Raw genomic sequence first — 24,262 nt, 5'->3', positions numbered from 1 at the left:
AAGCGCCCGCGCGCCGGCCATCGGGGAGTCAGATGGCCAGTGCGTCGAGCAAATCCTGTTCCACTTGAATCTGCAATCGGTTGTCGGCGGCCAGCGGCGAGCCGTCGACCAGGAACACGTCTTCCACGCGTTCGCCGAGCGTGTTGATGCGCGCCGAATGCACGGACACGCGATATTTGGCCAGTACGCGGGCCAGCGCGTAGAGCAGGCCGGTGCGGTCGTTGGCCGACACCGACAGCAGGTAATACTGGCCCCGTTCGTCGGGACGCAAGTCCACGCGCGGCTTGATCGGGAAGCTGCGCGACTGGCGCGACAGCCGGCCCTGCGTCGGCTCGGGCAGCGGGCACTCCAGCCGCACGCGCTCGGCCAGTTCATGCTCCACCAGCGCCAGAATGTCGCGGTAGCCGCCGTCCAGGCCGGGGTCCGTGATCTGGAAGGTGTCCAGCGCGTAGCCGTCGCGCGTGGTCTCGATCTTGGCGTCCTGGATCGAGAACGCCTTGCGCTCGAAATAGCCGCAGATGCGCGCAAACAGATCGGGCTGGTCCTTCACGTAGACCACCACCTGCAGCCCTTCGCCCGCGGGCGACACGCGGGCCTTGACCACCGGATCGACGCTGTTCACCTTGTTGAACAGGTGCCGCGTCACCCAGGCGATGTCGCGCGCATCGTGCCGCATGAAGAACGACATGTCCAGCCGGCTCCACAGCGGCTTGGCCAGTTCGGGATCGAACGCCTTCAGGCGCAACTGCGCGATGGTGTCGTCGCGCTTCTGCGCCCAGAGGGAATGCTGGTCGATCTTGGCGCCGCCCAGTACGCGCAGCGTGATGCGGTACAGGTCTTCCAGCAGCTTGCCCTTCCAGGCATTCCACACCTTCGGGCTGGTGCCGCGGATATCGGCAACGGTCAGCAGGTAGAGCGCCGTCAGGTAACGCTCGCTGCCCACCACCTGGGCGAACCCCTTCACCACGTCGGGGTCGGTCAGGTCCTGCTTCTGGGCCACATGGCTCATGGTCAGGTGGTTTTCCACCAGCCAGGCGATCAGGTCGGTGTCCTCGCGCGCAATGCCGTGCTGCTTGCAGAAGCGGCGCGCGTCGACGGTGCCGAGCTTCGAGTGGTCGCCACCGCGCCCCTTGGCGATATCGTGGAACAGCGCCGCCACCCACAGCACCCACGGCCGCTCGAAGCCGGCCATCAGCTGGCTGCAGAACGGGAATTCGTGCGTGTGCTCGACAATCGCGAAGCGGCGCATGTTGCGCACCACCATCAGGATGTGCTGGTCCACGGTGTACACGTGGAACAGGTCGTGCTGCATCTGGCCGACGATACGGCGGAAGTTGATCAGGTAGCGGCCCAGCACGCTGGTCTGGTTCATCAGCCGCAGCGCGTGCGTGATGCCCTGCGGTTCCTGCACGATGGCCAGAAACAGCTTGCGGTTGACGGGGTCGTTGCGCCAGCTGGCATCCATCACCGTGCGCGCGTTGTACAGCCCGCGCAGCGTGCGCGGCGACAGGCCCTTCACGCCCGGCGTGCGCTCGTACAGCAGGAACGTTTCCAGGATGGCGTGCGGGTTCTGCTCGTACAGGTCGTCGCTGGTGATCTCCAGCATGCCCTGGCGCTCCACGAAACGGTCGTTGATCACGCGCGTGACCTTGGACTCGCTCGGGAACAGCATCGCCTCGATGTTCAGCAGCAGCACGCTGTTGAGCTGCGTGACCGCCTTGGCGGCCCAGTAGTAGCGCCGCATCAGCTGTTCGCTGGCGCGCTTGTGGGCCGTCTGGCGATAGCCGAAGGACTCGGCCAGCGCGGTCTGCAGGTCGAAGACCAGCACGTCCTGCCGGCGGCCCGCCAGCAGGTGCAGGCGCGCACGGATGGTGCGCAGCAGACGTTCGTTGCGGGCCAGTTCCTGTGATTCGCGCTCGGTCAGCAGGCCGCGTTCGAACAGTTCCTTCCAGCTGTCGCCCAGGTTCGCCGCCTTGGTCATCCACAGGATGACCTGCAGGTCGCGCAAACCGCCGGGGCTTTCCTTGCAGTTCGGCTCCAGCGCGTAGGGCGTGTCCTGGTACTTGGCATGGCGCTGGCGCAATTCCAGCAGCTTGGCCTGGAAGAAGTCGGCCGCGTCCATGTCGGCCTGGTAGCGTGCCAGCAGCGACGCGAGCAGCGTCTTGCTGCCGGTCAGCAGGCGCGCCTCAAGCAGCGACGTGCGGATGGTGATGTCGGCGGCCGATTCGCGGATGCAGTCGTCCACGGTACGCACCGACGAGCCGATTTCCAGCCCCAGGTCCCAGCACAGGCCGATGAAGCGTTCCAGTTTGGCGGCCGTCTCGCTGTCGGGCTCGGCCGGCAGCAGCAACAGCACATCGACATCGGAATACGGGAACAACTCGCCACGGCCATACCCGCCCACGGCCACCAGCGCGGCGGAGGCCGGCAGTTCCAGGGCGGTCCAGGCCTCGATCAGCGCGGCATCGACGGCGCGACGCAGCTTCGTCACCAGAGGCGTGACCAGATTGTTGGCGTCGAACTCGGCAAACAGCGCCTGCTTGTCGGCCTTGAGCCTGTCGCGAATGCGCTGGCAGAGCAGCAGTTCCGGCGTGGTGTCCATGGGCGGCGGTTCGAGGGTGGGCGTGGGCACGGCTGGAAGAAGAAAGGGCGCCTTGGTGGGCGCCCTGGCGTTCGGTGCGGGATCAGGCCGCCACGGTGTCGGTGATGAACGCGGGCGGTACGGGCGAACCTTCCGACAGCGTCAGCACTTCGTAGCCGGTGTCCGTCACCAGCACCGTGTGCTCCCACTGGGCCGACAGGCTGCGGTCGCGCGTCTTGACCGTCCAGTGATCGGGCATCGTGCGGATATCGCGCTTGCCGGCGTTGATCATCGGCTCGACCGTGAAAATCATGCCCGACTTGATTTCCATGCCGGTGTTCGGGCGGCCGTAATGCAGGATCTGCGGGTCCGAGTGGAACACCTTGCCGATGCCGTGGCCGCAGTATTCGCGCACCACGGTGTAGCCGGCGGCTTCGGCGTGGGTCTGGATGGCGTGGCCGATATCGCCCAGACGTGCGCCATTGCGCACTTGCTGGATGCCCTTCCACATGCACTCGTAGGTGATTTGCGCGAGGCGCTTGGCCAGGATCGATGCCTCGCCCACCACGAACATGCGGCTGGTATCGCCGTAGTAGCCTTCCTTGGTGATGACGGTGATGTCAAGGTTGACCACGTCGCCGGCCTTGAGCACGCGGTCGCCCGGGATGCCATGGCAGATCACGTCGTTGACCGACGTGCAGATGGCGCCGGGGAAGGGCGGGTAGCCCGGCGGCGCGTAGTTCAGCGGGGCGGGCACGGTGCCTTGTACATCACGCATGTAGGCGTGGCACAGGCGGTCGAGTTCGCCGGTGGTGACGCCAACCTTGACGAAAGGGGTGATGTAGTCGAGGACCTCGGAGGCAAGGCGGCAAGCCACGCGCATTTGGGCGATGTCTTCGGCGGTATTGATATGGATGCTCATGCTGCTTCGCCTGAAATGTGATGGCCCAGCCGCAGCTGCGCCTTTACTGTTCGCAAAGCGGGATTATCTCACCTTCGTGACGAGAAAGCAGGGAAATACGGTAGCAGGCCGGGCCGGCGCCGCCGGGCGGTTCGTTCGCATGCCTTTGCGAAGGGGCTTGAGGGAAGGGCTGCTTTGTTGCTACAATCGCGGGCTGACTTGCTGATGGGCCGGAAACGGGCCGCTGCGGGTCGGGAATGATCGCTGTTTTTTGTAAATCGCTGGTCCGCTCATCCGGGGTGTTCCTTTTCAGGAATGTCGGGGCGGACTTCAGAACCTAACCCTTTTGGAGTTATTCACATGTCCGTGACCATGCGCGAAATGCTGGAAGCCGGTTGCCACTTTGGCCACCAGACCCGCTTCTGGAACCCGAAGATGGCCCCCTTCATCTTCGGTCATCGCAACAAGATCCACATTATCAACCTCGAAAAGACCCTGCCGATGTTCCAGGACGCGCTGAAGTACGTGCGTCAGCTGGCAGCAAACCGCGGCACCGTGCTTTTCGTGGGTACCAAGCGTCAATCGCGCGAGATCCTGGCTGAGGAAGCCGGCCGCGCTGGCATGCCGTACGTCGACGCCCGCTGGCTCGGCGGCATGATGACGAACTTCAAGACCGTCAAGATCTCGATCAAGCGCCTGAAGGACATGGAAGCCGCCAAGGAAGCCGGCGCGCTGGAAACCATGAGCAAGAAGGAAGCGCTGATGTTCGAGCGCGAGATGGAAAAGCTGGAAAAGTCCATCGGCGGCATCAAGGACATGGGCGGCGTTCCTGACGCCATCTTCGTGGTGGACGTCGGCTACCACAAGATTGCCGTGACCGAAGCCAACAAGCTGGGCATCCCCGTGATCGGCGTGGTCGACACGAACCACTCGCCGGAAGGCATCGACTACGTGATCCCGGGCAACGACGACTCGAGCAAGGCCGTTGCCCTGTACGTGCGCGGCGTGGCCGACGCCATCCTGGAAGGCCGTGCGAACGCGGTGCAGGAAGTGGTGGAAGCCGTGCGTGGCGACGACGAATTCGTCGAAGTCCAGGAAGGCTGATTGCCCGCTGGCGCCTGAGGCCGGGACACACCGGCCGCCGGCGCCCGCCTGACGGCAACCAAGAAAAGGGGGCACATCTGGCGCCCCCTTTTTGCAAACAGATTCAGTTGTCATCCGCCGTGGATATGATTCGCCGCGGATGAAGCCAACCAATCAAGGAGTGACAAATGGCGGCAATTACCGCAAGCATGGTTGCAGAACTGCGCGCGAAGACCGACGCGCCGATGATGGAATGCAAGAAGGCCCTGACCGAGGCCGACGGCGACCTGGACAAGGCTGAAGAACTGCTGCGCGTCAAGCTGGGCAACAAGGCCAGCAAGGCCGCTTCGCGCGTGACCGCCGAAGGCATCGTGGCCACGTACATCGACGGCACCACGGGCTCGCTGGTCGAACTGAACTGCGAAACCGACTTCGTGTCGAAGAACGACGACTTCCTGGGCTTTGCCGCCAAGGTTGCCGAACTGATCGCCAAGCAGGCTCCGGCCGACGTGGCAGCCCTGTCGGCCCTGGAAATGGACGGTTCGACGGTTGACGCCGTGCGCTCGGCCCTGATCGGCAAGATCGGCGAGAACATGACGATCCGCCGCTTCGTGCGCTACGCCAACGGTGGCAAGCTGGCTTCGTACCTGCACGGCACCCGCATCGGCGTGATGGTCGAGTTCGACGGCGACGAAACCGCCGCCAAGGACGTTGCCATGCACGTGGCCGCCATGAAGCCGGTGTCGCTGTCGTCGGAACAGGTGCCGGCCGAGCTGATCGCGAAGGAGCGCAGCATTGCCGAGCAGAAGGCTGCCGAATCGGGCAAGCCGGCCGAAATCGCCGCCAAGATGGTGGAAGGTTCGGTCCAGAAGTACCTGAAGGAAGTGTCGCTGCTGAATCAGCCGTTCGTGAAGAACGACAAGCAGACGGTCGAGCAGATGCTGAAGGCTGCAAACACCAATGTGAAGGGTTTCACCCTGTACGTGGTGGGCGAAGGCATCGAGAAGAAGCAGGACGACTTCGCTGCTGAAGTGGCTGCCCAGGTGGCTGCCGCCCAGAAGGGCTGATGTCCGGGTGGCCGGGCGGGTTTCCCTGGCGGGATGCCCGGTCTGCCACCGTATAATGCCGAGGGGCGCCGCAAGGTGCCCCTCTGCACAAGTACGGTTGCCATGTGCGCCGTGCCAGTCAGTTTTCGCAGTCACCTGCAAAAAGCGCGCCTTTAGCGGCGTGATGCCGGCAGATGACGGCGAAAACCGGCTTTCCAGCTGTCAAGCAGTCCAAATTCATGCGCGGCCGGTGCGCAGTTGCGTCGTGCCGCCCGCGCCCATCCATCCGTTCAAACGAGCGACTAGAACCTGCCCGAGGGTGAACATGCCAGCCTACAAGCGCGTCCTTCTGAAACTGTCCGGTGAAGCCCTGATGGGCGACGATGCCTTCGGCATCAACCGGGCCACTATCGAAGGCATGGTCAATGACATAGCCGAAATCGTGAAGCTGGGCGTCCAGGTGGCGGTTGTCATCGGCGGCGGCAACATTTTCCGCGGCGTTGCCGGCGGTGCGGCCGGCATGGACCGTGCCACGGCCGACTACATGGGCATGCTGGCCACGATGATGAACGCCCTGGCGCTGCAGGACGCCATGCGCCACGCCAATATCGAAGGCCGCGTGCAATCGGCGCTGCGCATGGACCAGGTGGTGGAACCGTATATCCGCCCGCGTGCCATCCGCCAGCTGGAGGAAGGCAAGGTCGTCATCTTTGCCGCCGGCACCGGCAACCCGTTCTTCACCACCGATACGGCCGCCGCGCTGCGCGGTTCGGAAATCGGCGCGGAAATCGTGCTCAAGGCCACCAAGGTGGACGGCGTCTACACGGCCGATCCCAAGAAGGACCCGAGCGCCACCCGCTACACGACGATCACGTTCGACGAAGCCATTTCGCGCAACCTGCAGGTCATGGATGCCACCGCGTTCGCGCTGTGCCGCGACCAGAAGCTGCCGATCAAGGTGTTCTCGATCGTCAAGCCGGGTGCCCTGAAGCGTGTGATCCTGGGCGAGGACGAAGGTACGCTAGTGCACGTTTAAGCAGTCCGGACCGCATCAAAATGCGGATTCGGTCTGGCCTGAGAGTAGAATGTTCCATTTTCGATCCCGCCTGACGGGATCCTGTCTGGCTGTTTTCCGGAGGTAATCATGACCGTCGCCGACACTAAGAAGAGCGCCGAGCAGAAGATGCAGAAGTCGATCGAAGCCTTCAGGGCCGATCTGGCGAAAATTCGTACCGGCCGTGCGCACACCGGCCTGCTCGACCACGTCCAGGTGGATTACTACGGCTCGCCGGTGCCGATCAGCCAGGTGGCCAACATTGGCCTGGGCGACGCCCGGACGATTACCGTGCAACCGTGGGAAAAGAAGATGGTGCAGGCCGTGGAAAAGGCAATCCGCGACGCCGACCTGGGCCTGAACCCCGCCACGATGGGCGACGTGATCCGCGTGCCGATGCCTCCGCTGACCGAAGAGCGCCGCAAGGAGCTGATCAAGGTGGTGAAGAGCGAGGCCGAGGGCGCCAAGGTAGCCGTGCGCAACCTGCGCCGCGACGCCAACGAGCAGTTCAAGAAGCTCGTCAAGGACAAGACCATTTCGGAAGACGACGAGCGCCGCGGTACGGACGACGTCCAGAAGCTGACGGACAAGTATGTCGGCGAGATCGACAGGCTCGTCGCCGAGAAAGAGAAGGAGATCTTGACGGTGTAAGGCCGTCCCGGCGGCGCGTCCGCCGGGGTTGTCCCAGCCCGTCCGCGAATCCATGCAGCATATCAGTTCGACGCTCGGCGTTCCCGATACCACCTATGTGCCACGACACGTTGCCATCATCATGGATGGCAACGGCCGCTGGGCGACCAAGCGTCACCTGCCGCGCGTGGCTGGCCACACTCGGGGTCTGGATACCGTGCGCGAGATCGTGCAGGCCTGCGCCGCACGCGGCGTCCAGTACCTGACCCTGTTCGCATTCAGTTCCGAGAACTGGCGCCGGCCTGCGGACGAAGTCTCGTTCCTGATGCGCCTGTTCATGACCGCCTTGCGCCGCGAGGTGGTCCGGATGCACGCGAACAACATCCGCCTGCGCGTGGTGGGCGACCTGGCGCGCTTCAGCCCGCGTATCCAGCAGATGATCAAGGACGCCGAGGCGCGTACGGCAGGCAACACGGGCCTGACCGTGACCATCGCCGCCAACTACGGCGGCCGCTGGGATCTGCTGCAGGCCATGCGCAAGATGCTGGCGCGCGCGCCGATGCTCGATGCGGAATCGATCGACGAATCGTTGCTGGCGCCGCACCTGGCGATGGCCTATGCGCCGGAACCGGACCTGTTCATCCGTACCGGCGGCGAGCAGCGCATCAGCAATTTCCTGCTTTGGCAGCTCGCCTATACCGAGCTCTATTTCACCGATACGTTCTGGCCCGATTTTGACGCCGCGGAACTCGACAAGGCCTTTGCGTCGTACCGCCAGCGAGAGCGCCGATTCGGCCGGACCAGTGCCCAGGTCGTGGCGCCGGGCCTGTCGGGAACGGCCTGAGGCCGGTCGTACCTTCATATCAACGGGAATCGCAGCCGCATGCTTCTGACCCGCGTTATCACCGCCGTATGCCTGTTGCTGTTGATCCTGCCGATCCTGTTCCTGGCGCCCCCCACGGCGCTGGCGGTGCTGGTGGCAGTCATCGTGCTGCTGGGCGGCTGGGAATTCGGTCGCCTGATCGGCCTGCCGCGCCAGTGGCCATATGTCTATGCCGTGGCATGCCTGGTGGCGTTGCTGGCGTGGCACCTTGCGCCGTCCGGATTCGCCATCGACTGGCTGCTCGAGGCTTCGCTGGTGGCTTGGGGCGTGGCGCTGGTGTTGCTGGCGCGCGGCGTACGGAAGGCAACGCCCGGATTCACCGTACTGGGCGTCGTGCTCGGACTGATCATGCTGCCGGCGTTCGGCCATGCGGTCATGGCGCTGCGCGTGGCCGGGGTGGGTGTGCTGCTGACCGCCGCCGTGCTGGTCTGGGCCGCTGACATCGGTGCCTATTTCGTCGGCAAGGCCATCGGCAAGCGCAAGCTGGCGCCGACCATCAGCCCGGGCAAGTCCTGGGAAGGTGCGATCGGCGGCTGGTTGCTGGCGATGATCGTCGCGCTGGGGCTGGCGGCTAGCCATGCCTTCGCGCCTACCTGGTATTCGCTGATCGCCGACAAGGTAGGCCTGGGCGTGCTGGCCATGCTGACCACGCTGCTGGTGGCGGCCAGCGTGGTGGGCGACCTGTTCGAGTCCTTGCTCAAGCGCCAGGTCGGCATCAAGGACAGCAGCCGGCTGCTGCCGGGCCACGGGGGCGTTCTCGACCGCATCGACGCGCTGATCCCGGTATTTCCGCTGGCGGCGCTGCTGCTGTCCTGGGTCTGATCACAACTGAATTCGTCTGGTTATATGCAACGCATTACGATTCTGGGCGCCACGGGTTCCATCGGCGAAAGCACGCTGGACGTGGTGCGCCGACATCCCGACCGCTACACGGTGCACGCGCTCAGCGCCCATCGTCAGGTGGACAAGCTGGCCGCTGCGTGCGCCGAGTTCCGTCCGGCACGGGCGGTGGTGGGTTCGGCCGAGGCGGCGCGCGAGCTCGAAGGCAAGCTGCGTGCGGCCGGCATTGCGACCGAAGTCGGCTACGGCCCGGAATCGCTCGAATCGATCGCCGCGGATGCACAGACCGATGCCGTGATGGCTGCCATTGTCGGCGCCGCGGGCCTGCGCTCGTCGCTGGCCGCGGCGCGGGCGGGCAAGCGCGTGCTGCTGGCCAACAAGGAATCGCTGGTGATGTCGGGCAGCATCTTCATGGATGCGGTGCAGCATCACGGCGCCACGCTGCTGCCGATCGACAGCGAACACAATGCCATCTTCCAGTGCCTGCCGACCAGCGACCCGCGCTATGGCGCAGGGGTATCGAAGGTGCTGCTGACGGCATCGGGCGGCCCGTTCCGCACCCGCGACCCGTCGACGCTGCACGACATCACGCCCGACCAGGCCTGCGCGCACCCGAAGTGGGTGATGGGTCGCAAGATTTCGGTGGATTCGGCCACGATGATGAACAAGGGGCTCGAGGTCATCGAAGCCCACTGGCTGTTTGGCGCGCCGGCGGACAAAATCGAGGTGCTGATTCACCCGCAGAGCATTGTCCATTCGATGGTGGCCTATGCCGACGGTTCGGTGCTGGCGCAGCTTGGCAACCCAGACATGCGTACGCCGATTGCCTACGGCATGGCCTATCCGGAACGGATCGACTCGGGCGTGACCCCGCTGGACCTGACCGTGGCTGGCGGGCTTCATTTCGAGACGCCGGACCTGGGGCGCTTTCCGTGCCTGGGCCTGGCTTTTGACGCACTGCGCGCCGGTGATGTGGCCCCGGCCGTGCTCAATGCCGCAAATGAGGTGGCCGTGGACGCGTTCCTGGCCGGCGGCATCCGGTTCACGGACATCGCGCGGGTCGTGGCCGGTGTGCTGGAACAGCCCGCCGAAGGTGAAGCCGGGTCGCTCGACGGCGTGCTGGCCGCCGATGCCGCGGCACGCAAGGCCGCCCTGGCGCTGCTGAAACAACTGGCCGGCCGCTGATCGTCATCACGATCGCGGTGAGGCCCGGATCTGGAAAGAGGTGATTGCCATGCAAACCGTTATCGCGTTCGTTGTCGCCCTCTGCATCCTGATCTTCGTTCACGAGATGGGCCATTACCTGGCCGCGCGTGCGTGCGGGGTCAAGGTTTTGCGATTCTCGATCGGTTTCGGCCGTCCGCTCGCCCGCTGGGTCAGCAAGGGGCGTGACCGCACGGAATGGACGCTGGCTGCCATCCCGCTGGGCGGCTACGTCAAGATGCTTGACGAGCGGGAGCGCGACCCGGACGCGGATCCGGCCATCGATGCGGCCGACTTGCCGCGTGCATTCAACCGCCAGCCCGTGGGCAAGCGGTTTGTCATCGTGGCCGCTGGCCCGCTGGCGAATTTCGCGCTGGCCATCGCCCTCTATCTGGTGCTGTTTGCCGGCGGCATGCGCGAGCCCGCCCCCGTGCTGGCCGCGCCGGCGTCCAATACGGCGGCGGCGCAGGCCGGCGTCCGGGACGGCGACCGCGTGCTGTCGCTGAGCGCGAATGGCCAGACCGAGCCTGTCCGGTCCTGGAACGATCTGCGCATGGCCGTGTTTGCCCAGGGTTTTGGCGAGGCGCGTGCCGTCATGCACGTCCGTGGTGCCGATGGTGCCGAGCGGGACGTCGCACTGGGCCGGCTTCCCGATACCGGCGGGAACCCCGATCAGGACCCGCTGGCCACACTGGGCCTGGCCCTGAAGGGCGGGCCGGTCACCATTACCGAGATCGTCGCCGAGTCGGCGGCACAACGGGCGGGTCTGCGCGCCGGCGACAAGGTGGTGGCCTGGCAGGGCCAGCCGCTGACCCAGGCCGGCGAACTGATTCGCGGGGTTCGGGCGCGCCCGGGCCAGGACGTCACGCTTGGGATCGAGCGCGCCGGCCAGCGCATTGACGTGACGGTCAAGCTCGATGCCGCACCGGGCGGCAAGGCTGGTGCCGATGGCGAGCCCGCGCCGCTGGTTGGCAAGCTGGGCGCCGCGCTGAACCAGGCCGTGCAGACCGAAATCGTGCGCTACCCGTTTACCCAGGCCCTGGCCCGTGCGGCCGATCAGGTCTGGAACACCAGCACGCTGTCCTTGAAGCTGCTTGGCAAGATGCTCGTCGGCCAGGCATCGCTGCAGAATCTGAGCGGTCCGCTGACCGTTGCAGACTATGCCGGCCGGGCCGCCAACATGGGCTGGCAGCCGTTCGTGAGCTTCCTCGCATTGGTTAGCGTCAGCCTCGGTGTACTGAATTTGTTACCTATTCCGGTGCTGGATGGGGGGCATTTGCTGTATTATTGCGTGGAATTTTTGACTGGCAGGCCTGTACCAGACCACTGGCAAGCGATGCTGCAGAAGGTCGGCATCGCATGCATCTTGCTCCTGACCTCACTCGCTTTGTTCAATGACGTCAGCCGACTGTTTCTTGCGCGCGGCTAGTTTCGCGCAGCCGGAAGCGCCAGTCGGACGGGGGCGGTCGTATCCCGGGGGGATTTTCTCCGTCGGGAAGGATCGGTCGTGCCGGTATTGTCAGGCGCAGCGGCAATCGGCGCTGGAGCCACACCCTGCATGAAATCGATGAGGAAGAGGGGATCGACTTTGATCAGAAATAAGCGCATCTCGCTGGGCTTGCTGACGAGTGCCATTATTGCGGCCTGGAGCCCGGCGGGCTGGGCCGCAGATCCGTTTGTGGTCAAGGATATTCGCGTGGAAGGCCTGCAGCGTGTGGAGCCGGGTACCGTCTTCGGTTACCTGCCCGTGCGCGTCGGTGAAACCTTCACCGATGACAAGGGCGCCGACGCCATCCGTGCGCTCTACAATACCGGGTTTTTCAAGGACGTGCAGATCCGCGCCGAAGACGGCGTGCTGGTGGTGCAGGTCGAGGAACGCCCGGCGATTTCCCAGCTTGAATTCGTCGGCATCAAGGAATTCGACAAGGACACGCTGCGCCGGTCCCTGCGGGCCGTGGGCGTGGCCGAAGCGCGTTACTACGACAAGGCGCTGATCGACAAGGCAGAGCAGGAGCTGAAGCGCCAGTACGTGGCCCGCGGCTACTACGCCGCCGAAGTCCAGACCACCGTGACGCCGGTGGACCGCAATCGCGTGTCCGTGGTGTTCAACGTGGAAGAAGGTCCGGTCGCGAAGATCCGCCAGATCAATATCGTTGGCAACAAGGCGTTCAAGGAAAGCACGCTGCGCGACGAAATGCAGCTGTCCACGCCCAACTGGCTGTCGTGGTACACCAAGAACGACCTGTATTCGAAGCAGAAGCTCACGGCCGACCTGGAAGCGCTGCGCTCGTTCTACCTGAATCGCGGCTATCTGGAATTCCAGATCGAGTCGACGCAGGTCTCGATCACGCCTGACAAGAAGGATATCTACCTGACGCTGAATATCGCCGAAGGCGAGCAGTTCAAGGTGTCGGATATCCACCTGGCCGGCGAACTGCTGGGCAAGCAGGAAGAAATGCAGAAGCTGCTGCAGCTGAAGAAGGGCGATATTTTCTCGTCCGAAAAGCTGACGGCCAGCACCAAGGCCATCACCGATCTGCTCGGTACGTACGGCTATGCGTTCACCACGATCAACCCGCAGCCGCAGATCGACAAGGAAAAGCGCGAAGTGGCGCTGACCCTGATGGTCGATCCGGGTCGCCGCGTCTATGTGCGTCGCGTGAACGTGGTGGGCAACAGCAAGACGCGCGACGAAGTGGTGCGCCGCGAAATGCGCCAGATGGAAAGCTCGTGGTTCGATAGCGAGAAACTCCAGCAATCGCAGGCCCGTATCAACCGTACCGGCTATTTCACGGATACGAACATCACGACCGAGGACGTGCCCGGCGCGCCCGACCAGGTGGATGTGAACGTAAATGTGACGGAAAAGCCTACCGGCCAGATCAGCCTGGGTCTCGGCTTCTCGTCGACCGACAAGCTCGTGCTGCAGGCCGGCCTGCGCCAGGACAACGTGTTCGGCTCCGGTACCAGCCTTGGCCTCGATGTGAACACGGCCAAGTCGTTCCGTACGATCGCGCTGACCCAGTACGATCCGTACTTCACGGTGGACGGCATCAGCCGCTCGACCGATATCTACTACCGTACGTCCCGCCCGCTGTACTACACGGGTGACCAGGACTACAAGATCGTGTCGGCCGGTGGCGGCTTCAAGTTCGGCGTGCCGTTCTCCGAGAACGACACGGTGTTCTTCGGCATTGGCTACGAGCGTACCCAGGTCTATACCTCGGTCAATACGCCTAGCCAGTACACAGCCTGGCTGCAGAAGATCGGCAAGGCAAGCGGCGACCCGATCAACAACTTCCCGTTTACGGTCGGCTGGGCGCGTGACCGCCGGGATAGTGCGCTGATCCCGACCAAGGGTCCGTACACTCAGGCCAACCTGGAAATCGGTGTGCCGGGCGGCGATACGCAGTACTATCGCGCCAGCTTCCAGCAGCAGTACTTCTATCCGATCTCGAAGGCCTTCACGCTGGCCTTCAACGGTGAGGTGGCCTACGGCCACGGCTACGGCAATACGCCGTTCCCGGTGTTCAAGTACTTCTACGCCGGTGGTATCGGTTCGGTCCGCGGCTACCAGACCAGCACGCTGGGTCCGAAGGACCAGAACGGCAACCCGGTGGGTGGTGCCTCGAAGATGATCGGTAACGTGGAATTCGTGTTCCCGCTGCCGGGTTCGGGTGTTGACCGCACGCTGCGTCTGTTTACGTTCTTCGACTTCGGTAACGTCTATCAGGAAGGTGCGCCGATCACGGTTAGCGACCTGAAGTACTCGACCGGCTTTGGTATGTCGTGGCTGTCGCCGATCGGCCCGCTGAAGGTCAGCATGGGCTTCCCGCTGAAGAAGGACGAGAACGACAAGGTTCAGCGGTTCCAGTTCCAGATTGGTACCGCGTTCTGATCCCCAAAAGGATTTGTTTGATGAAACTCCACACTCCACTGATCAAATCCCTGAGCGCGGCCGCGCTGGCCGCTGCGGCCCTTTGCGCGGCGGCCCCGGCGATGGCTCAGGAGGCGCGCATTGCCGCGGTGAACTCGGAGCGTATCCTGCGTGACTCGCAGCCCGCCAAGGCCGCCCAGGTCAAGCTCGAGCAGGAATTCTCCAAGCGCGACCGCGAACTGCAGGACATGGCCCAGAAGATCAAGGCCATGGCCGACAAGCTCGACAAGGACACCGCCGTGCTGGCCGACGCCGACCGCCAGCGCCGTCAGCGCGAAGTGGCCGACCTCGACCGTGAATTCCAGCGCAAGCAGCGCGAATTCCGCGAAGACCTGAACCAGCGTCGTAACGAAGAACTGGCCCAGGTGCTGGAGCGCGCCAACCGCGTGATCCGTCAACTGGCCGAGCAGCGCAAGTACGACCTGATCGTGCAGGAAGCGGTCTACGTCAATCCGCGCATCGACATCACGGACGACGTGATGAAGGCGCTGAACGCCAGCTCCGGCAAGTAAGCGGCGGGCGCTCGCGCGCCGCTTTACGATTTTTCAAGGAAGTACCGCCATGCAGACACCCACACTGGGTCAGCTCGCCACCGAGAACGGCGCGCAGGTTGTGGGTGATCCCGACCTGGCCGTGGGCGGTCTGGCACCGCTCGACCAGGCCGGTCCCGGCGATCTGTCGTTTCTTTCCAATCCGCTCTACCTGGCGCAGGCGCTGGCTTCGAAGGCCGGTGCCGTGATCGTGTCGCCCGCGGATCTGGAGCGCATTCGCGCGGATGGGCAGGCTGACGGCCGAAACTGGTTGGTGGCGCGCAATCCGTACGTCTGCTTTGCGCGCGTGGCCCAGCGTTTCGATCGCGTCGCCAATGCCGATCCGCGTACCGGCATCGACCCGCGTGCCACGGTAGCGCCCGACGCGGTCGTGCCTGCGTCGTGCTTTATCGGTCCGAACGTGGTCATCGAGGCCGGAGCGCGGCTGGGCGAGAGGGTCCGCGTCCTGGCAAATGCCTTTATCGGCGCAGGCGCGCAGATCGGCGAAGATACGCTCATCTACGCCAATGTTTCTGTCTATCATCGTTGCGTGGTGGGCGCGCGCAACATCCTGCACAGCGGTGCGGTGATCGGGGCCGATGGCTTTGGCTTTGCGCCCGATATCGGGCCGGGCGGGGTCCAGTACGTCAAGATCCCCCAGGTGGGGCGGGCCGTGCTGGGCAACGATGTGGAGATTGGCGCCAACACCTGCGTGGACCGCGGGGCCATGGCCGATACCGTCATCGAGGACGGTTGCAAGATCGACAACCAGGTGCAGATCGCCCATAACGTCCATGTTGGCGCGCACACCGTGATTGCCGGCACGGCCGCGATTTCGGGCAGTACGAAGATCGGCAGGTTCTGCGTGATTGGCGGCGCGGCCAATTTTTCCGGACATTTGAATATCGCCGACCGGACCACAGTGTCCGGCGGTACCTCGATTACCAAATCGATTACAAAACCCGGTGGGCATTTCACCAGCGTGTTCCCATTCACATCGCATGGCGAGTGGGAACGCAACGCGGCCATCGTGCGCGGCCTGTCGAAGCTGCGCGAGCGTGTGGTGCAACTGGAGCGCCGGCTGCGCGGCACGTCCGCCGGGGTTAATAGCAAACAAGACGAAGAGAAATCATCATGACAGCCTCCGATATCGACATCCGCAAGATCCTGAAGCTGCTGCCGCATCGGTATCCGATCCTGCTGGTCGACCGCGTGCTCGAGTTTGAACCGCAGAAGCGGATCAAGACCCTGAAGAACGTGACGATCAACGAGCCGTACTTCATGGGCCACTTTCCGGAACAACCGGTGATGCCGGGTGTCATGATTCTGGAGGCGCTGGCGCAATCGGCCGGCCTGCTGACCTTTGGCGCCGACATGGAGCGCAAGGAAGGCGCGCTGTACTACTTCGTCGGCATCGACGGCGCCCGCTTCAAGCGCGTGGTGTATCCCGGCGATCAGTTGCACCTGAACGTGACCGTGGAACGCTACATTCGCGGCATCTGGAAGTTCAAGGCCAGCGCCACCGTGGATGGCGAGGTTGCCTGCGAAGCCGAGCTGATGTGCACGGTCAAGCAGGCCGAGGCCTGATCTTCCCGTTACCGAGCAGAACTGACAGCACAGGACAGTACGTATGACGCAAATCCATCCCACCGCACTGATCGACCCGAAGGCTGAACTCGCCGCCGATGTGGAAGTCGGCCCGTTCTCGATCGTCGGTCCGAATGTGCGGATCGGCAGCGGCACGCGGATCGGCTCGCATACCACGGTCGAGGGGCATACCACGATCGGCGAGGGGAACCGCATCGGGCCATATGCCTCGGTGGGCGGAGTGCCGCAGGACATGAAGTATGCCAACGAGCCCACCCGGCTCGAGATTGGCGATCGCAACACGATTCGCGAATTCACGACAATCCACACGGGCACCGTGCAGGATCGCGGCCTGACCCGCATCGGCAGCGATAACTGGATCATGGCGTACGTGCATATCGCGCACGACTGCAGCGTGGGCAACCACACGGTGTTTTCGAGCAATGCGCAGATTGCCGGCCACGTGGAAGTGGGCGACTGGGCGATTCTTGGCGGTATGAGCGGCGTGCATCAGTACGTGCGTATTGGCGCGCATGCCATGCTGGGTGGGGCTTCGGCACTGGTCCAGGACGTGCCGCCGTTCGTGATTGCCGCGAGCGACAAGAGCGGCAACAAGGCGACGCCGCATGGCATCAACGTCGAGGGCCTGCGTCGGCGCGGCTTCGATGCGGCCCAGATCGCGGCGTTGCGTCAGGCTTACAAGCTGCTGTACAAGTCGGATCTCAGCTTCGACGATGCCCGCAACGAGATTTCGACCATGCTGGGCCAGTCGGATGCCACCACGGCAGCGCCGCTAAAGGCCTTCGTCGAGTTCCTCGCCGCGACCCAACGCGGCATCGTGCGCTAGACGTCAGCCGGACATGGTCGAGGCAGCCATGCAGGCCGTGCTTCCCGCTGATGCGGAAGCTCATGAAAACAAGCGTGGCACGATTGCCATGGTTGCTGGCGAGGCATCTGGCGATCTGCTGGCTTCGCTGTTGCTGGAAGGATTGCACGCACGGCTGGGCGAGTCGGTTGACTATGCCGGGATCGGTGGCCGCCGCATGATGGCGCAAGGGTTTGTCTCGCATTGGCCGATGGAAACACTCTCCGTCAACGGCTATGTGGAAGTCCTGGGGTCGCTGCGCGAGATTCTGGCCACGCGTCGGGCCATTCGGGACCAGCTGCTGGCCCAGCCGCCACTGTGCTTTATTGGTGTCGACGCTCCGGATTTCAACTTCGGTCTCGAAGTTCCGCTGCGGCGCGCCGGCATACCGGTCGTCCATTTCGTCAGTCCGTCGATCTGGGCGTGGCGGGGCGGTCGCATTCGTACCATCGCGCGTGCGGTAGACCATATTCTCTGTCTGTTTCCGTTCGAGCCGGAGATCTACGCCAAGGCGGGTATCCCGGCAACATACGTCGGTCATCCCCTTGCCGATGTGATTCCGATGGTGCCCGATGTGGCCGGCGCCCGCACCAAGCTGGGCCTCCCGGAAAACAAGCGTATCGTGGCCGTGCTGCCGGGCAGCCGACAGTCCGAAGTCCGGAATCTCGGCGCCACTTTCTTCGAGGCCATGGCGCGCATGCACCGTATGGACGGGAATCTGGCATTCGTGTTGCCCGCCGCCTCGCCGGCACTCCATGCCATTGTGGAAGGTCTGCACGCGCAGCATCCCGAGATCGATCTGACAATTGTGGATGGTCAGTCACATCTGGCGATGGAGTCAGCCGATGTGATCCTGTTGGCGAGCGGTACGGCAACGCTGGAGGCTGCGCTGTACAAAAAGCCGATGGTGATCTCGTACAAGGTGCCCTGGCTGACTGCACAAATCATGAAACGACAGGGCTATCTGCCGTACGTCGGACTGCCTAATATTCTGTCGGGACGCTTTGTCGTGCCCGAACTGTTGCAGGACGATGCCACGCCAGAGGCGCTGGCGCGCGAAACGCTGTTGCAGCTCAATGACGAAGGCAATATTGCATTCCTGCGTGAACATTTCACGACCATGCATGAAACGCTAAAGCGCGATACGTCGAAGCTGGCGGCCGGTGTGGTGGCGGATCTGCTCCACACTCGGGGGGCTGTGTGATGCCGCGCATCAAGGCAGTCAATGTCGGCCAGATGGGGCTTGCACTGACGCAGACGGTCGCCGTGGTCCAGCGCCTTTGTGGCGTGGACGAAGCAGGCCGTGGCCCGCTGGCGGGGCCCGTTTACGCGGCGGCTGTTGTGCTGAATCCGGACCGCCAGATCCGCGGGCTCGCCGATTCGAAGATCCTGACCGCGGAAAAGCGGGAGGTCTTGTTCGACAGGATCTGCGAGCGGGCGTTGGGCTGGCACATCGCCTTTGCAACGGTCGAGGAAATCGATTCGATCAATATCCTCCATGCCTCGATGCTGGCCATGCAGCGCGCCGTTCAAGGGCTTGCCGCCAATGGCGTGATTCCCGATCTGGTCCAGGTGGACGGCAATCGTTGCCCGCAGGTGGCTTTTCCTGTGGAAGCGATCGTCAAGGGCGACGCCAAGGTGCGTGCCATTTCGGCCGCGTCGATCCTGGCAAAGGTTGCGCGTGACCGCAATCTCCGGGAATTGCACGCGCAGTATCCCGATTACGGCTTCGATTCGCATTTTGGCTATCCGACGCCTCAGCATTTTGCTGCGCTGGATCGGCATGGTCCCACCCCGCATCATCGGCGGTCGTTCGCGCCGGTCCGCCTGGCGCTGGAACGCGTCAACGGCATGACCCAGGCCTAGGCCCAGGCCCAGGCCCAGGCCCAGGCCCAGGAAGCGCCGCCTTTCTAAGACACCACCCCCTTGAAGCACGTCACTTCGCGCGATAACGCGCTGTTCAAGCACCTGAAGGCCCTGATCGGGTCTACGCATCAACGTCGCAAGGCCGGGCAATCGGTGCTGGACGGCGTGCATCTGGCGCAGGCCTACGTTGCCGCATTGGGTCAGCCGGTCTCTTGCGTCGTAGGCGAACGTCATGTTGACCATGCCGAAGTACGGCGCCTGCTCGACCAGGTCGAGCCCGAACGCGTCGTCGTGCTGGCCGATGCGCTCTTCAGCCAGATCAGCAATGTGGCGAACGGCATCGACCTGCTGTTCGTGATCGAGACGCCGGCGGGTCATCTGCCAGCGCAGATTGCGACAGACTGCATCATCCTCGATGGCGTCCAGGATGCGGGCAACGTCGGCTCGATCCTGCGCAGTGCCGCGGCGGCTGGCATTCCTCACGCGTTCCTGACCACCGGCTGTGCATTCGCCTGGTCGGTCAAGACACTGCGTGCCGGCATGGGTGCGAATTTCCATCTCAATATCGTCGAGCACTGCACACTCGACATGCTCGCGTCCCGGCTGGCCGTGCCGCTGCTTGCGACGTCCTCGCATGCCGACGCCACCGTGTTCGATACCGACCTGCGCCAGCCGGTAGGTTGGGTCGTCGGCAACGAGGGCGCGGGCGTGAGCCAGGAGTGGATGGCACGCGTCTCGCGCAAGGTCGGCATTCCGCAACCCGGTGGCCTGGAATCGCTGAACGTCGCCGCAGCGACCGCCATCTGCCTGTTTGAAGCGGTACGCCAGCGGCGGACAGGCTGAGCGAGCGCTGTTAGCGAGGGCGGCTGCCCAGTTTTTGGCTGGGTTCCGTGGCGCCTGAAGTGGCCTTCTGTTCGACCAGGAGGTGCAGGAGGTCCGCGATCTGACCGATCTTCCCGTCGATCTGGTCGAACTTCCCGTCAATCTGGTCGAACTTCCCGTCAATCTGGGCGAATTTCCGGTCGATCTGGTCGAACTTCCTGCCGAGCCCGACTTCGAGGTTGTTGAAGCGCTCGTCCATCTTGTCGAAGCGTTCGTCCATCTTATCGAGGCGCCGGTCGACCTTGGCGAAGCCTTCGTCAACCTTCACTTCAAGCCTGTCGATCCGGCGGTCGATGCCATCCAATCGCTTGTCGGTTGCCTGGGATTGGCGGTCCATCACGCCGAGCCGCTCATCCACCATATCGAAGCGGTAATAGATGTTGTCGGTCGTCTTGTCGGATTGGCGCCCGGAGTAATCGAGGATGGCGAAGATCCCGCCGAGGGCGACGAAGACTGCAGTGAAGATGGTGGCGGCCATGCGCCAGTCGTGGCGCGGCGGGTAGCGGTGCTGGCGAGCGCGGGTGGGATCGGCCGCGTCGGGGAGGCTGGAAAGCGGATCAGCTGACATGGTGATGGACATGGTTCATGAAAGAAAACGTTCGATGACGTCATCTTTCCCCTCCAGCCATCACCCGCCAAGAAGACGATTCTCAAAAATCGTGTGTTTCAATAGTTATCGCGGTCGACCTTGATTTCCTGCAGGATCGTCGTCGCGATTTCCTCAATCGACTTGTGGGTCGACGACAGCCACTTGATCCCTTCGCGGCGCATCATCGCCTCGGCCTCGTTGACCTCGTAGCGACAATTCTCAACCGCCGCGTACTTGCTGCCCGGCCGGCGCTCGTTGCGGATCTCGGTCAGCCGCTGCGGGTCGATCGACAACCCGAAAATCTTGGACTTGAACGCGTAGAGCGCCGAAGGCAGACGTCCGCGCTCGAAATCGTCGGGGATCAGCGGATAGTTGGCCGCCTTGAGGCCGTACTGCATGGCCAGATACAGGCTGGTAGGCGTCTTGCCGCTGCGCGACACGCCCACCAGGATCACATCGGCGTCCTCGAGGTTCTTGTGTGACTGACCGTCATCATGCGCCAGCGAGAAGTTGATTGCCTCGATGCGGTTCTTGTACGCCTCGGTATCGGCGTTCTGGTGAAACCGGCCGATCGCATGCGTGGACTTCAGTCCCAGTTCTTTTTCCAGCGGTTCGATGAACGTCTGGAACATGTCCAGAATCATGCCCTTGGCGCGGCGCATCGCCTTGTTGGACTCGGCGTTGACAAGCGTGGTGAACACGATGGGCGGCACGCCCTCGTTGTAGAACGCCTCGTTGATCTTGCTGACGGCCACATGCGCCTTCTCGGGCGTGTCGACGAACGGCATGCGCACCTTGCGGAAGCGCATCTCGAACTGGGCCAGGATCGAGTGGCTGAACGTCTCGGCCGTGATGCCTGTGCCATCCGACACAATGAAAACCGTACGCACGGCAGGGCGATCCACAGGTGCCGTCGCAGCCCCAGGCTGGGCGCCGGCAGCGGATGAAGAAGACTGGGAAGTCAGGGCTGGCGCGGGTTGCGACGCGTCAGGCGCTTCGGGCAGGGACATGTCTGAACAATTATTTTGGAGCAGCCGCCGAGCGAAAGTGCGGTGCGGCACGGTAGAATAGCGGCGATCTTTTGGCTAAGCAATTCCGCCAATCCCAGCCAGGCAACGATTTGGCGCCGAATTGTCGACAATGTGCATTGCAGCATCGGAAGCGTCCGATGTCACACGGAATTGCTCAGCCAAGCGATCCGCCGGGGCCAGAACTCCAACAACATACCGGTCGGTGCAAAAGATTTCTTACTTTGTTTTGAGGCTTTTATGACCAACCAGGTAAATAACGGCGCCTACGTGCTGCCGTTCGAAGAACTGCGCATGCAGGACGTGGAGACCGTCGGCGGCAAGAATTCGTCGCTTGGCGAGATGATCTCGCAGCTGGCCGGTGCCGGTGTGCGCGTCCCCGGCGGTTTTGCCACCACCGCGCTGGCATTCCGCGACTTCCTCGAACACAACAACCTGACCGCTCGCATTTCGGAACGCCTGAAGACGCTTGACGTCGACGACGTGAAGGCCCTGGCAGAAGCCGGTGCCGAGATCCGCAACTGGGTGGCCTCGGCGCCGTTCCAGCCGCGTCTCGAGACCGAAATCCGCGAGCACTATGCACGCGTGTCGGCGCGCGAAGGCGCCGAGGCATCGTTCGCCGTGCGTTCGTCGGCCACCGCCGAAGATCTGCCCGACGCTTCGTTCGCAGGCCAGCAGGAGTCGTACCTCAACGTCAGCGGTATCGACGACGTGCTCGACAAGATCAAGCACGTGTTCGCGTCGCTGTACAACGACCGCGCCATTTCCTACCGCGTGCACAAGGGCTTTGCCCACGACGTGGTGGCCCTGTCGGCCGGCGTCCAGCGCATGGTCCGTTCGGACCTGGCTGCCTCGGGCGTGATGTTCACGATCGATACCGAGTCGGGCTTCCCGGACGTGGTGTTCATCACGTCGAGCTATGGTCTTGGCGAAACGGTGGTGCAGGGTGCCGTGAACCCGGACGAGTTCTACGTTTTCAAGCCGACGCTGCAAGCCGGCAAGTACCCCATCATCCGCCGTTCGATCGGCTCGAAGCTGATCAAGATGGAATTCACCAAGCCAGGCGAAGCCGGCCGTGTGAAGACCGTGGACGTGCCGCCCGAGCTGCGCAACCGTTATTCGATCAGCGATGACGATGTGAACGAGCTGGCCCGCTACGCGATGATCATCGAGAAGCACTATGGCCGCCCGATGGACATCGAATGGGGCAAGGACGGCAAGGACGGCAAGATCTATATCCTCCAGGCGCGTCCGGAAACCGTGAAGAGCCAGTCGGCCGGCAAGGCCGAGCAGCGATTCAAGCTGAAAGGCACGTCCGCGGTGCTGACCAGCGGCCGTGCAATCGGCCAGAAGATCGGCACGGGCCCGGTCCGCGTGATCAACGATCCGTCCGAGATGGAACGTGTGCAGCCTGGCGACGTGCTGGTGGCCGACATGACCGACCCGAACTGGGAGCCGGTGATGAAGCGTGCCGCGGCGATCGTCACGAACCGTGGCGGCCGTACCTGCCACGCCGCGATCATCGCGCGTGAACTGGGTGTGCCGGCCGTGGTCGGTTGCGGCGATGCCACCGACGTGCTGAAGGACGGCACGCTGGTGACGGTGTCGTGTGCCGAGGGCGACGAAGGGCGCATCTACGACGGTCTGCTCGAAACCGAGGTCACCGAGGTCATGCGCGGCGAAATGCCGGAGATCGAGACCAAGATCATGATGAACGTCGGCAATCCGCAGCTGGCGTTTGATTTTGCGCAGATCCCGAACCACGGTGTTGGCCTGGCTCGCCTGGAATTCATCATCAACAACAACATCGGCGTTCACCCGAAGGCAATTCTCGACTATCCGCAGGTCGATGCCGACCTGAAGAAGGCCGTGGAATCGGTGGCCCGTGGCCACGCCAGCCCGCGTGCCTTCTACGTGGACAAGCTGGCCGAAGGCATGGCCACGATCGGTGCCGCGTTCTATCCGAAGCCTGTGATCGTGCGTCTGTCGGACTTCAAGTCGAACGAGTACAAGAAGCTGATCGGCGGTTCGCGCTACGAGCCGGACGAGGAAAACCCGATGCTGGGCTTCCGTGGTGCTTCGCGCTACATCGCCGACGACTTCGCCGAAGCGTTCGAGATGGAATGCAAGGCCATGAAGCGCGTGCGCGACGAGATGGGCCTGACCAACGTCGAGATCATGGTGCCGTTCGTGCGGACGCTGGGCCAGGCCGAGCGCGTGATCGAACTGCTGGCCAAGCACGGCCTGAAGCGTGGCGAGAATGGTCTGCGCATCATCATGATGTGCGAGGTGCCGTCCAACGCGATTCTGGCCGAAGAGTTCCTGCAATTCTTCGACGGTTTCTCGATCGGCTCGAACGACCTGACCCAGCTGACGCTGGGCCTGGACCGCGATTCGGGCATGGAACTGCTGGCCAAGGACTTCGACGAGCGCGATCCGGCCGTGCGTTTCATGCTGCAGCGCGCCATTTCCACGGCGCTGCGCCTGGACAAGTACGTCGGCATTTGCGGCCAGGGCCCCTCGGACCATCCGGACTTTGCAGCCTGGCTGGCCAAGGAAGGGATCAAGTCGATCTCGCTGAATCCTGATTCGGTGGTGGAAACCTGGCAGCAACTGGCTTCCTGAGGCATTTCGCGTCACAATAGCGACGTACCCGAACAAGCGGCGTCCGGCCTGATGGGCCGGCGCGCCGTGTGGCACCGGCCCTGCGGTCAGGTGTTCCAACTGCCCCCGCAGACGCCGCAGGCGTTTGGCGGG

General features: G+C 63.5%; 21 protein-coding genes. 17 read left to right on the top strand and 4 right to left on the bottom strand.

The annotated features are described in order from the left end of the window. Nucleotides 1–28 precede the first annotated feature (28 nt). Both AC3FJ6_RS18215 and map read right to left on the bottom strand, forming a co-directional pair. Nucleotides 29–2,602 (bottom strand): [protein-PII] uridylyltransferase, encoded by a 2,574-nt coding sequence (locus AC3FJ6_RS18215; protein WP_400393335.1) that lies wholly within the window; start codon nt 2,600–2,602, stop codon nt 29–31. Nucleotides 2,603–2,684: 82 nt separating this feature from the next. Beyond that, nucleotides 2,685–3,503 carry a type I methionyl aminopeptidase gene (map, locus tag AC3FJ6_RS18210; protein ID WP_488773120.1) on the bottom strand — a complete coding sequence of 273 codons (819 nt, stop codon included), beginning with the start codon at nt 3,501–3,503 and terminating at the stop codon, nt 2,685–2,687. Nucleotides 3,504–3,842: 339 nt separating this feature from the next. Between map and rpsB the strand changes: the two genes are divergently transcribed. From rpsB to AC3FJ6_RS18130, 16 genes are all read left to right on the top strand, one after another. Continuing rightward, nucleotides 3,843–4,586 carry a 30S ribosomal protein S2 gene (rpsB, locus tag AC3FJ6_RS18205; RefSeq protein ID WP_092600039.1) on the top strand — a complete coding sequence of 248 codons (744 nt, stop codon included), beginning with the start codon at nt 3,843–3,845 and terminating at the stop codon, nt 4,584–4,586. Nucleotides 4,587–4,753: 167 nt separating this feature from the next. Continuing rightward, a complete protein-coding gene (tsf, locus tag AC3FJ6_RS18200) occupies nt 4,754–5,632 on the top strand; it encodes a translation elongation factor Ts (protein WP_092600036.1) in 879 nt (292 codons plus the stop codon). Between the two features lie 304 nt (nt 5,633–5,936). Next, entirely contained in the window at nt 5,937–6,647 is a 711-nt protein-coding gene (gene pyrH / locus AC3FJ6_RS18195; RefSeq protein ID WP_066735314.1) for a UMP kinase, read from the top strand. Nucleotides 6,648–6,755: 108 nt separating this feature from the next. Beyond that, entirely contained in the window at nt 6,756–7,316 is a 561-nt protein-coding gene (frr, locus tag AC3FJ6_RS18190; protein WP_153947791.1) for a ribosome recycling factor, read from the top strand. Nucleotides 7,317–7,368: 52 nt separating this feature from the next. After that, entirely contained in the window at nt 7,369–8,139 is a 771-nt protein-coding gene (uppS, locus tag AC3FJ6_RS18185) for an undecaprenyl pyrophosphate synthase (RefSeq protein ID WP_400393329.1), read from the top strand. Nucleotides 8,140–8,178: 39 nt separating this feature from the next. Next, nucleotides 8,179–9,000: a phosphatidate cytidylyltransferase gene (locus AC3FJ6_RS18180; protein ID WP_400393328.1), complete on the top strand. Its 822-nt coding sequence runs from the start codon at nt 8,179–8,181 to the stop codon at nt 8,998–9,000. Nucleotides 9,001–9,024: 24 nt separating this feature from the next. After that, nucleotides 9,025–10,203, top strand: coding sequence for a 1-deoxy-D-xylulose-5-phosphate reductoisomerase (ispC, locus tag AC3FJ6_RS18175; protein WP_488773119.1), 1,179 nt, complete (start codon nt 9,025–9,027; stop codon nt 10,201–10,203). A gap of 49 nt (nt 10,204–10,252) precedes the next feature. Next, nucleotides 10,253–11,650, top strand: coding sequence for an RIP metalloprotease RseP (rseP, locus tag AC3FJ6_RS18170; protein ID WP_488773118.1), 1,398 nt, complete (start codon nt 10,253–10,255; stop codon nt 11,648–11,650). 138 nt (nt 11,651–11,788) lie between these two features. Next, nucleotides 11,789–14,119, top strand: coding sequence for an outer membrane protein assembly factor BamA (gene bamA, locus AC3FJ6_RS18165; RefSeq protein WP_368086169.1), 2,331 nt, complete (start codon nt 11,789–11,791; stop codon nt 14,117–14,119). Nucleotides 14,120–14,139: 20 nt separating this feature from the next. Then, nucleotides 14,140–14,670 (top strand): OmpH/Skp family outer membrane protein, encoded by a 531-nt coding sequence (locus AC3FJ6_RS18160; RefSeq protein ID WP_092600018.1) that lies wholly within the window; start codon nt 14,140–14,142, stop codon nt 14,668–14,670. A gap of 49 nt (nt 14,671–14,719) precedes the next feature. After that, a complete protein-coding gene (lpxD, locus tag AC3FJ6_RS18155) occupies nt 14,720–15,826 on the top strand; it encodes a UDP-3-O-(3-hydroxymyristoyl)glucosamine N-acyltransferase (protein ID WP_488773117.1) in 1,107 nt (368 codons plus the stop codon). Continuing rightward, on the top strand, nt 15,823–16,275 hold the full coding sequence (fabZ, locus tag AC3FJ6_RS18150; RefSeq protein WP_061958372.1) for a 3-hydroxyacyl-ACP dehydratase FabZ: 453 nt from the start codon (nt 15,823–15,825) through the stop codon (nt 16,273–16,275). Before lpxD ends, fabZ begins: the two co-directional genes overlap by 4 nt. A gap of 43 nt (nt 16,276–16,318) precedes the next feature. After that, nucleotides 16,319–17,122: an acyl-ACP--UDP-N-acetylglucosamine O-acyltransferase gene (gene lpxA, locus AC3FJ6_RS18145; RefSeq protein ID WP_153947785.1), complete on the top strand. Its 804-nt coding sequence runs from the start codon at nt 16,319–16,321 to the stop codon at nt 17,120–17,122. A gap of 28 nt (nt 17,123–17,150) precedes the next feature. After that, complete coding sequence (gene lpxB, locus AC3FJ6_RS18140) at nt 17,151–18,344, top strand: lipid-A-disaccharide synthase (RefSeq protein ID WP_488773167.1); 1,194 nt, start codon at nt 17,151–17,153, stop codon at nt 18,342–18,344. Beyond that, a complete protein-coding gene (gene rnhB / locus AC3FJ6_RS18135) occupies nt 18,344–19,006 on the top strand; it encodes a ribonuclease HII (RefSeq protein ID WP_488773116.1) in 663 nt (220 codons plus the stop codon). The genes lpxB and rnhB overlap by 1 nt, the downstream gene beginning before the upstream one ends. 60 nt (nt 19,007–19,066) lie before the next feature. Beyond that, nucleotides 19,067–19,849, top strand: coding sequence for a TrmH family RNA methyltransferase (locus AC3FJ6_RS18130; protein WP_488773115.1), 783 nt, complete (start codon nt 19,067–19,069; stop codon nt 19,847–19,849). A gap of 10 nt (nt 19,850–19,859) precedes the next feature. On the opposite strand, the gene AC3FJ6_RS18125 is transcribed toward AC3FJ6_RS18130, so the two are convergent. Further along, complete coding sequence (locus AC3FJ6_RS18125) at nt 19,860–20,468, bottom strand: hypothetical protein (protein WP_488773114.1); 609 nt, start codon at nt 20,466–20,468, stop codon at nt 19,860–19,862. An 86-nt stretch (nt 20,469–20,554) separates the two neighbouring features. Then, nucleotides 20,555–21,367, bottom strand: a complete 813-nt coding sequence (gene ppsR, locus AC3FJ6_RS18120) for a posphoenolpyruvate synthetase regulatory kinase/phosphorylase PpsR (RefSeq protein ID WP_092600258.1) — start codon at nt 21,365–21,367, stop codon at nt 20,555–20,557. A gap of 378 nt (nt 21,368–21,745) precedes the next feature. Here ppsR and ppsA point away from each other — a divergent pair, with 378 nt between their 5' ends. Then, entirely contained in the window at nt 21,746–24,130 is a 2,385-nt protein-coding gene (ppsA, locus tag AC3FJ6_RS18115; protein ID WP_488773113.1) for a phosphoenolpyruvate synthase, read from the top strand. Nucleotides 24,131–24,262: the final 132 nt, after the last annotated feature.

The sequence above is a fragment of the Cupriavidus sp. 94F1 genome (genome assembly GCF_057798875.1).
The sequence above is the reverse complement of the archived record's forward strand: the minus strand, read 5'-3'. Positions and strand labels throughout refer to the sequence as shown.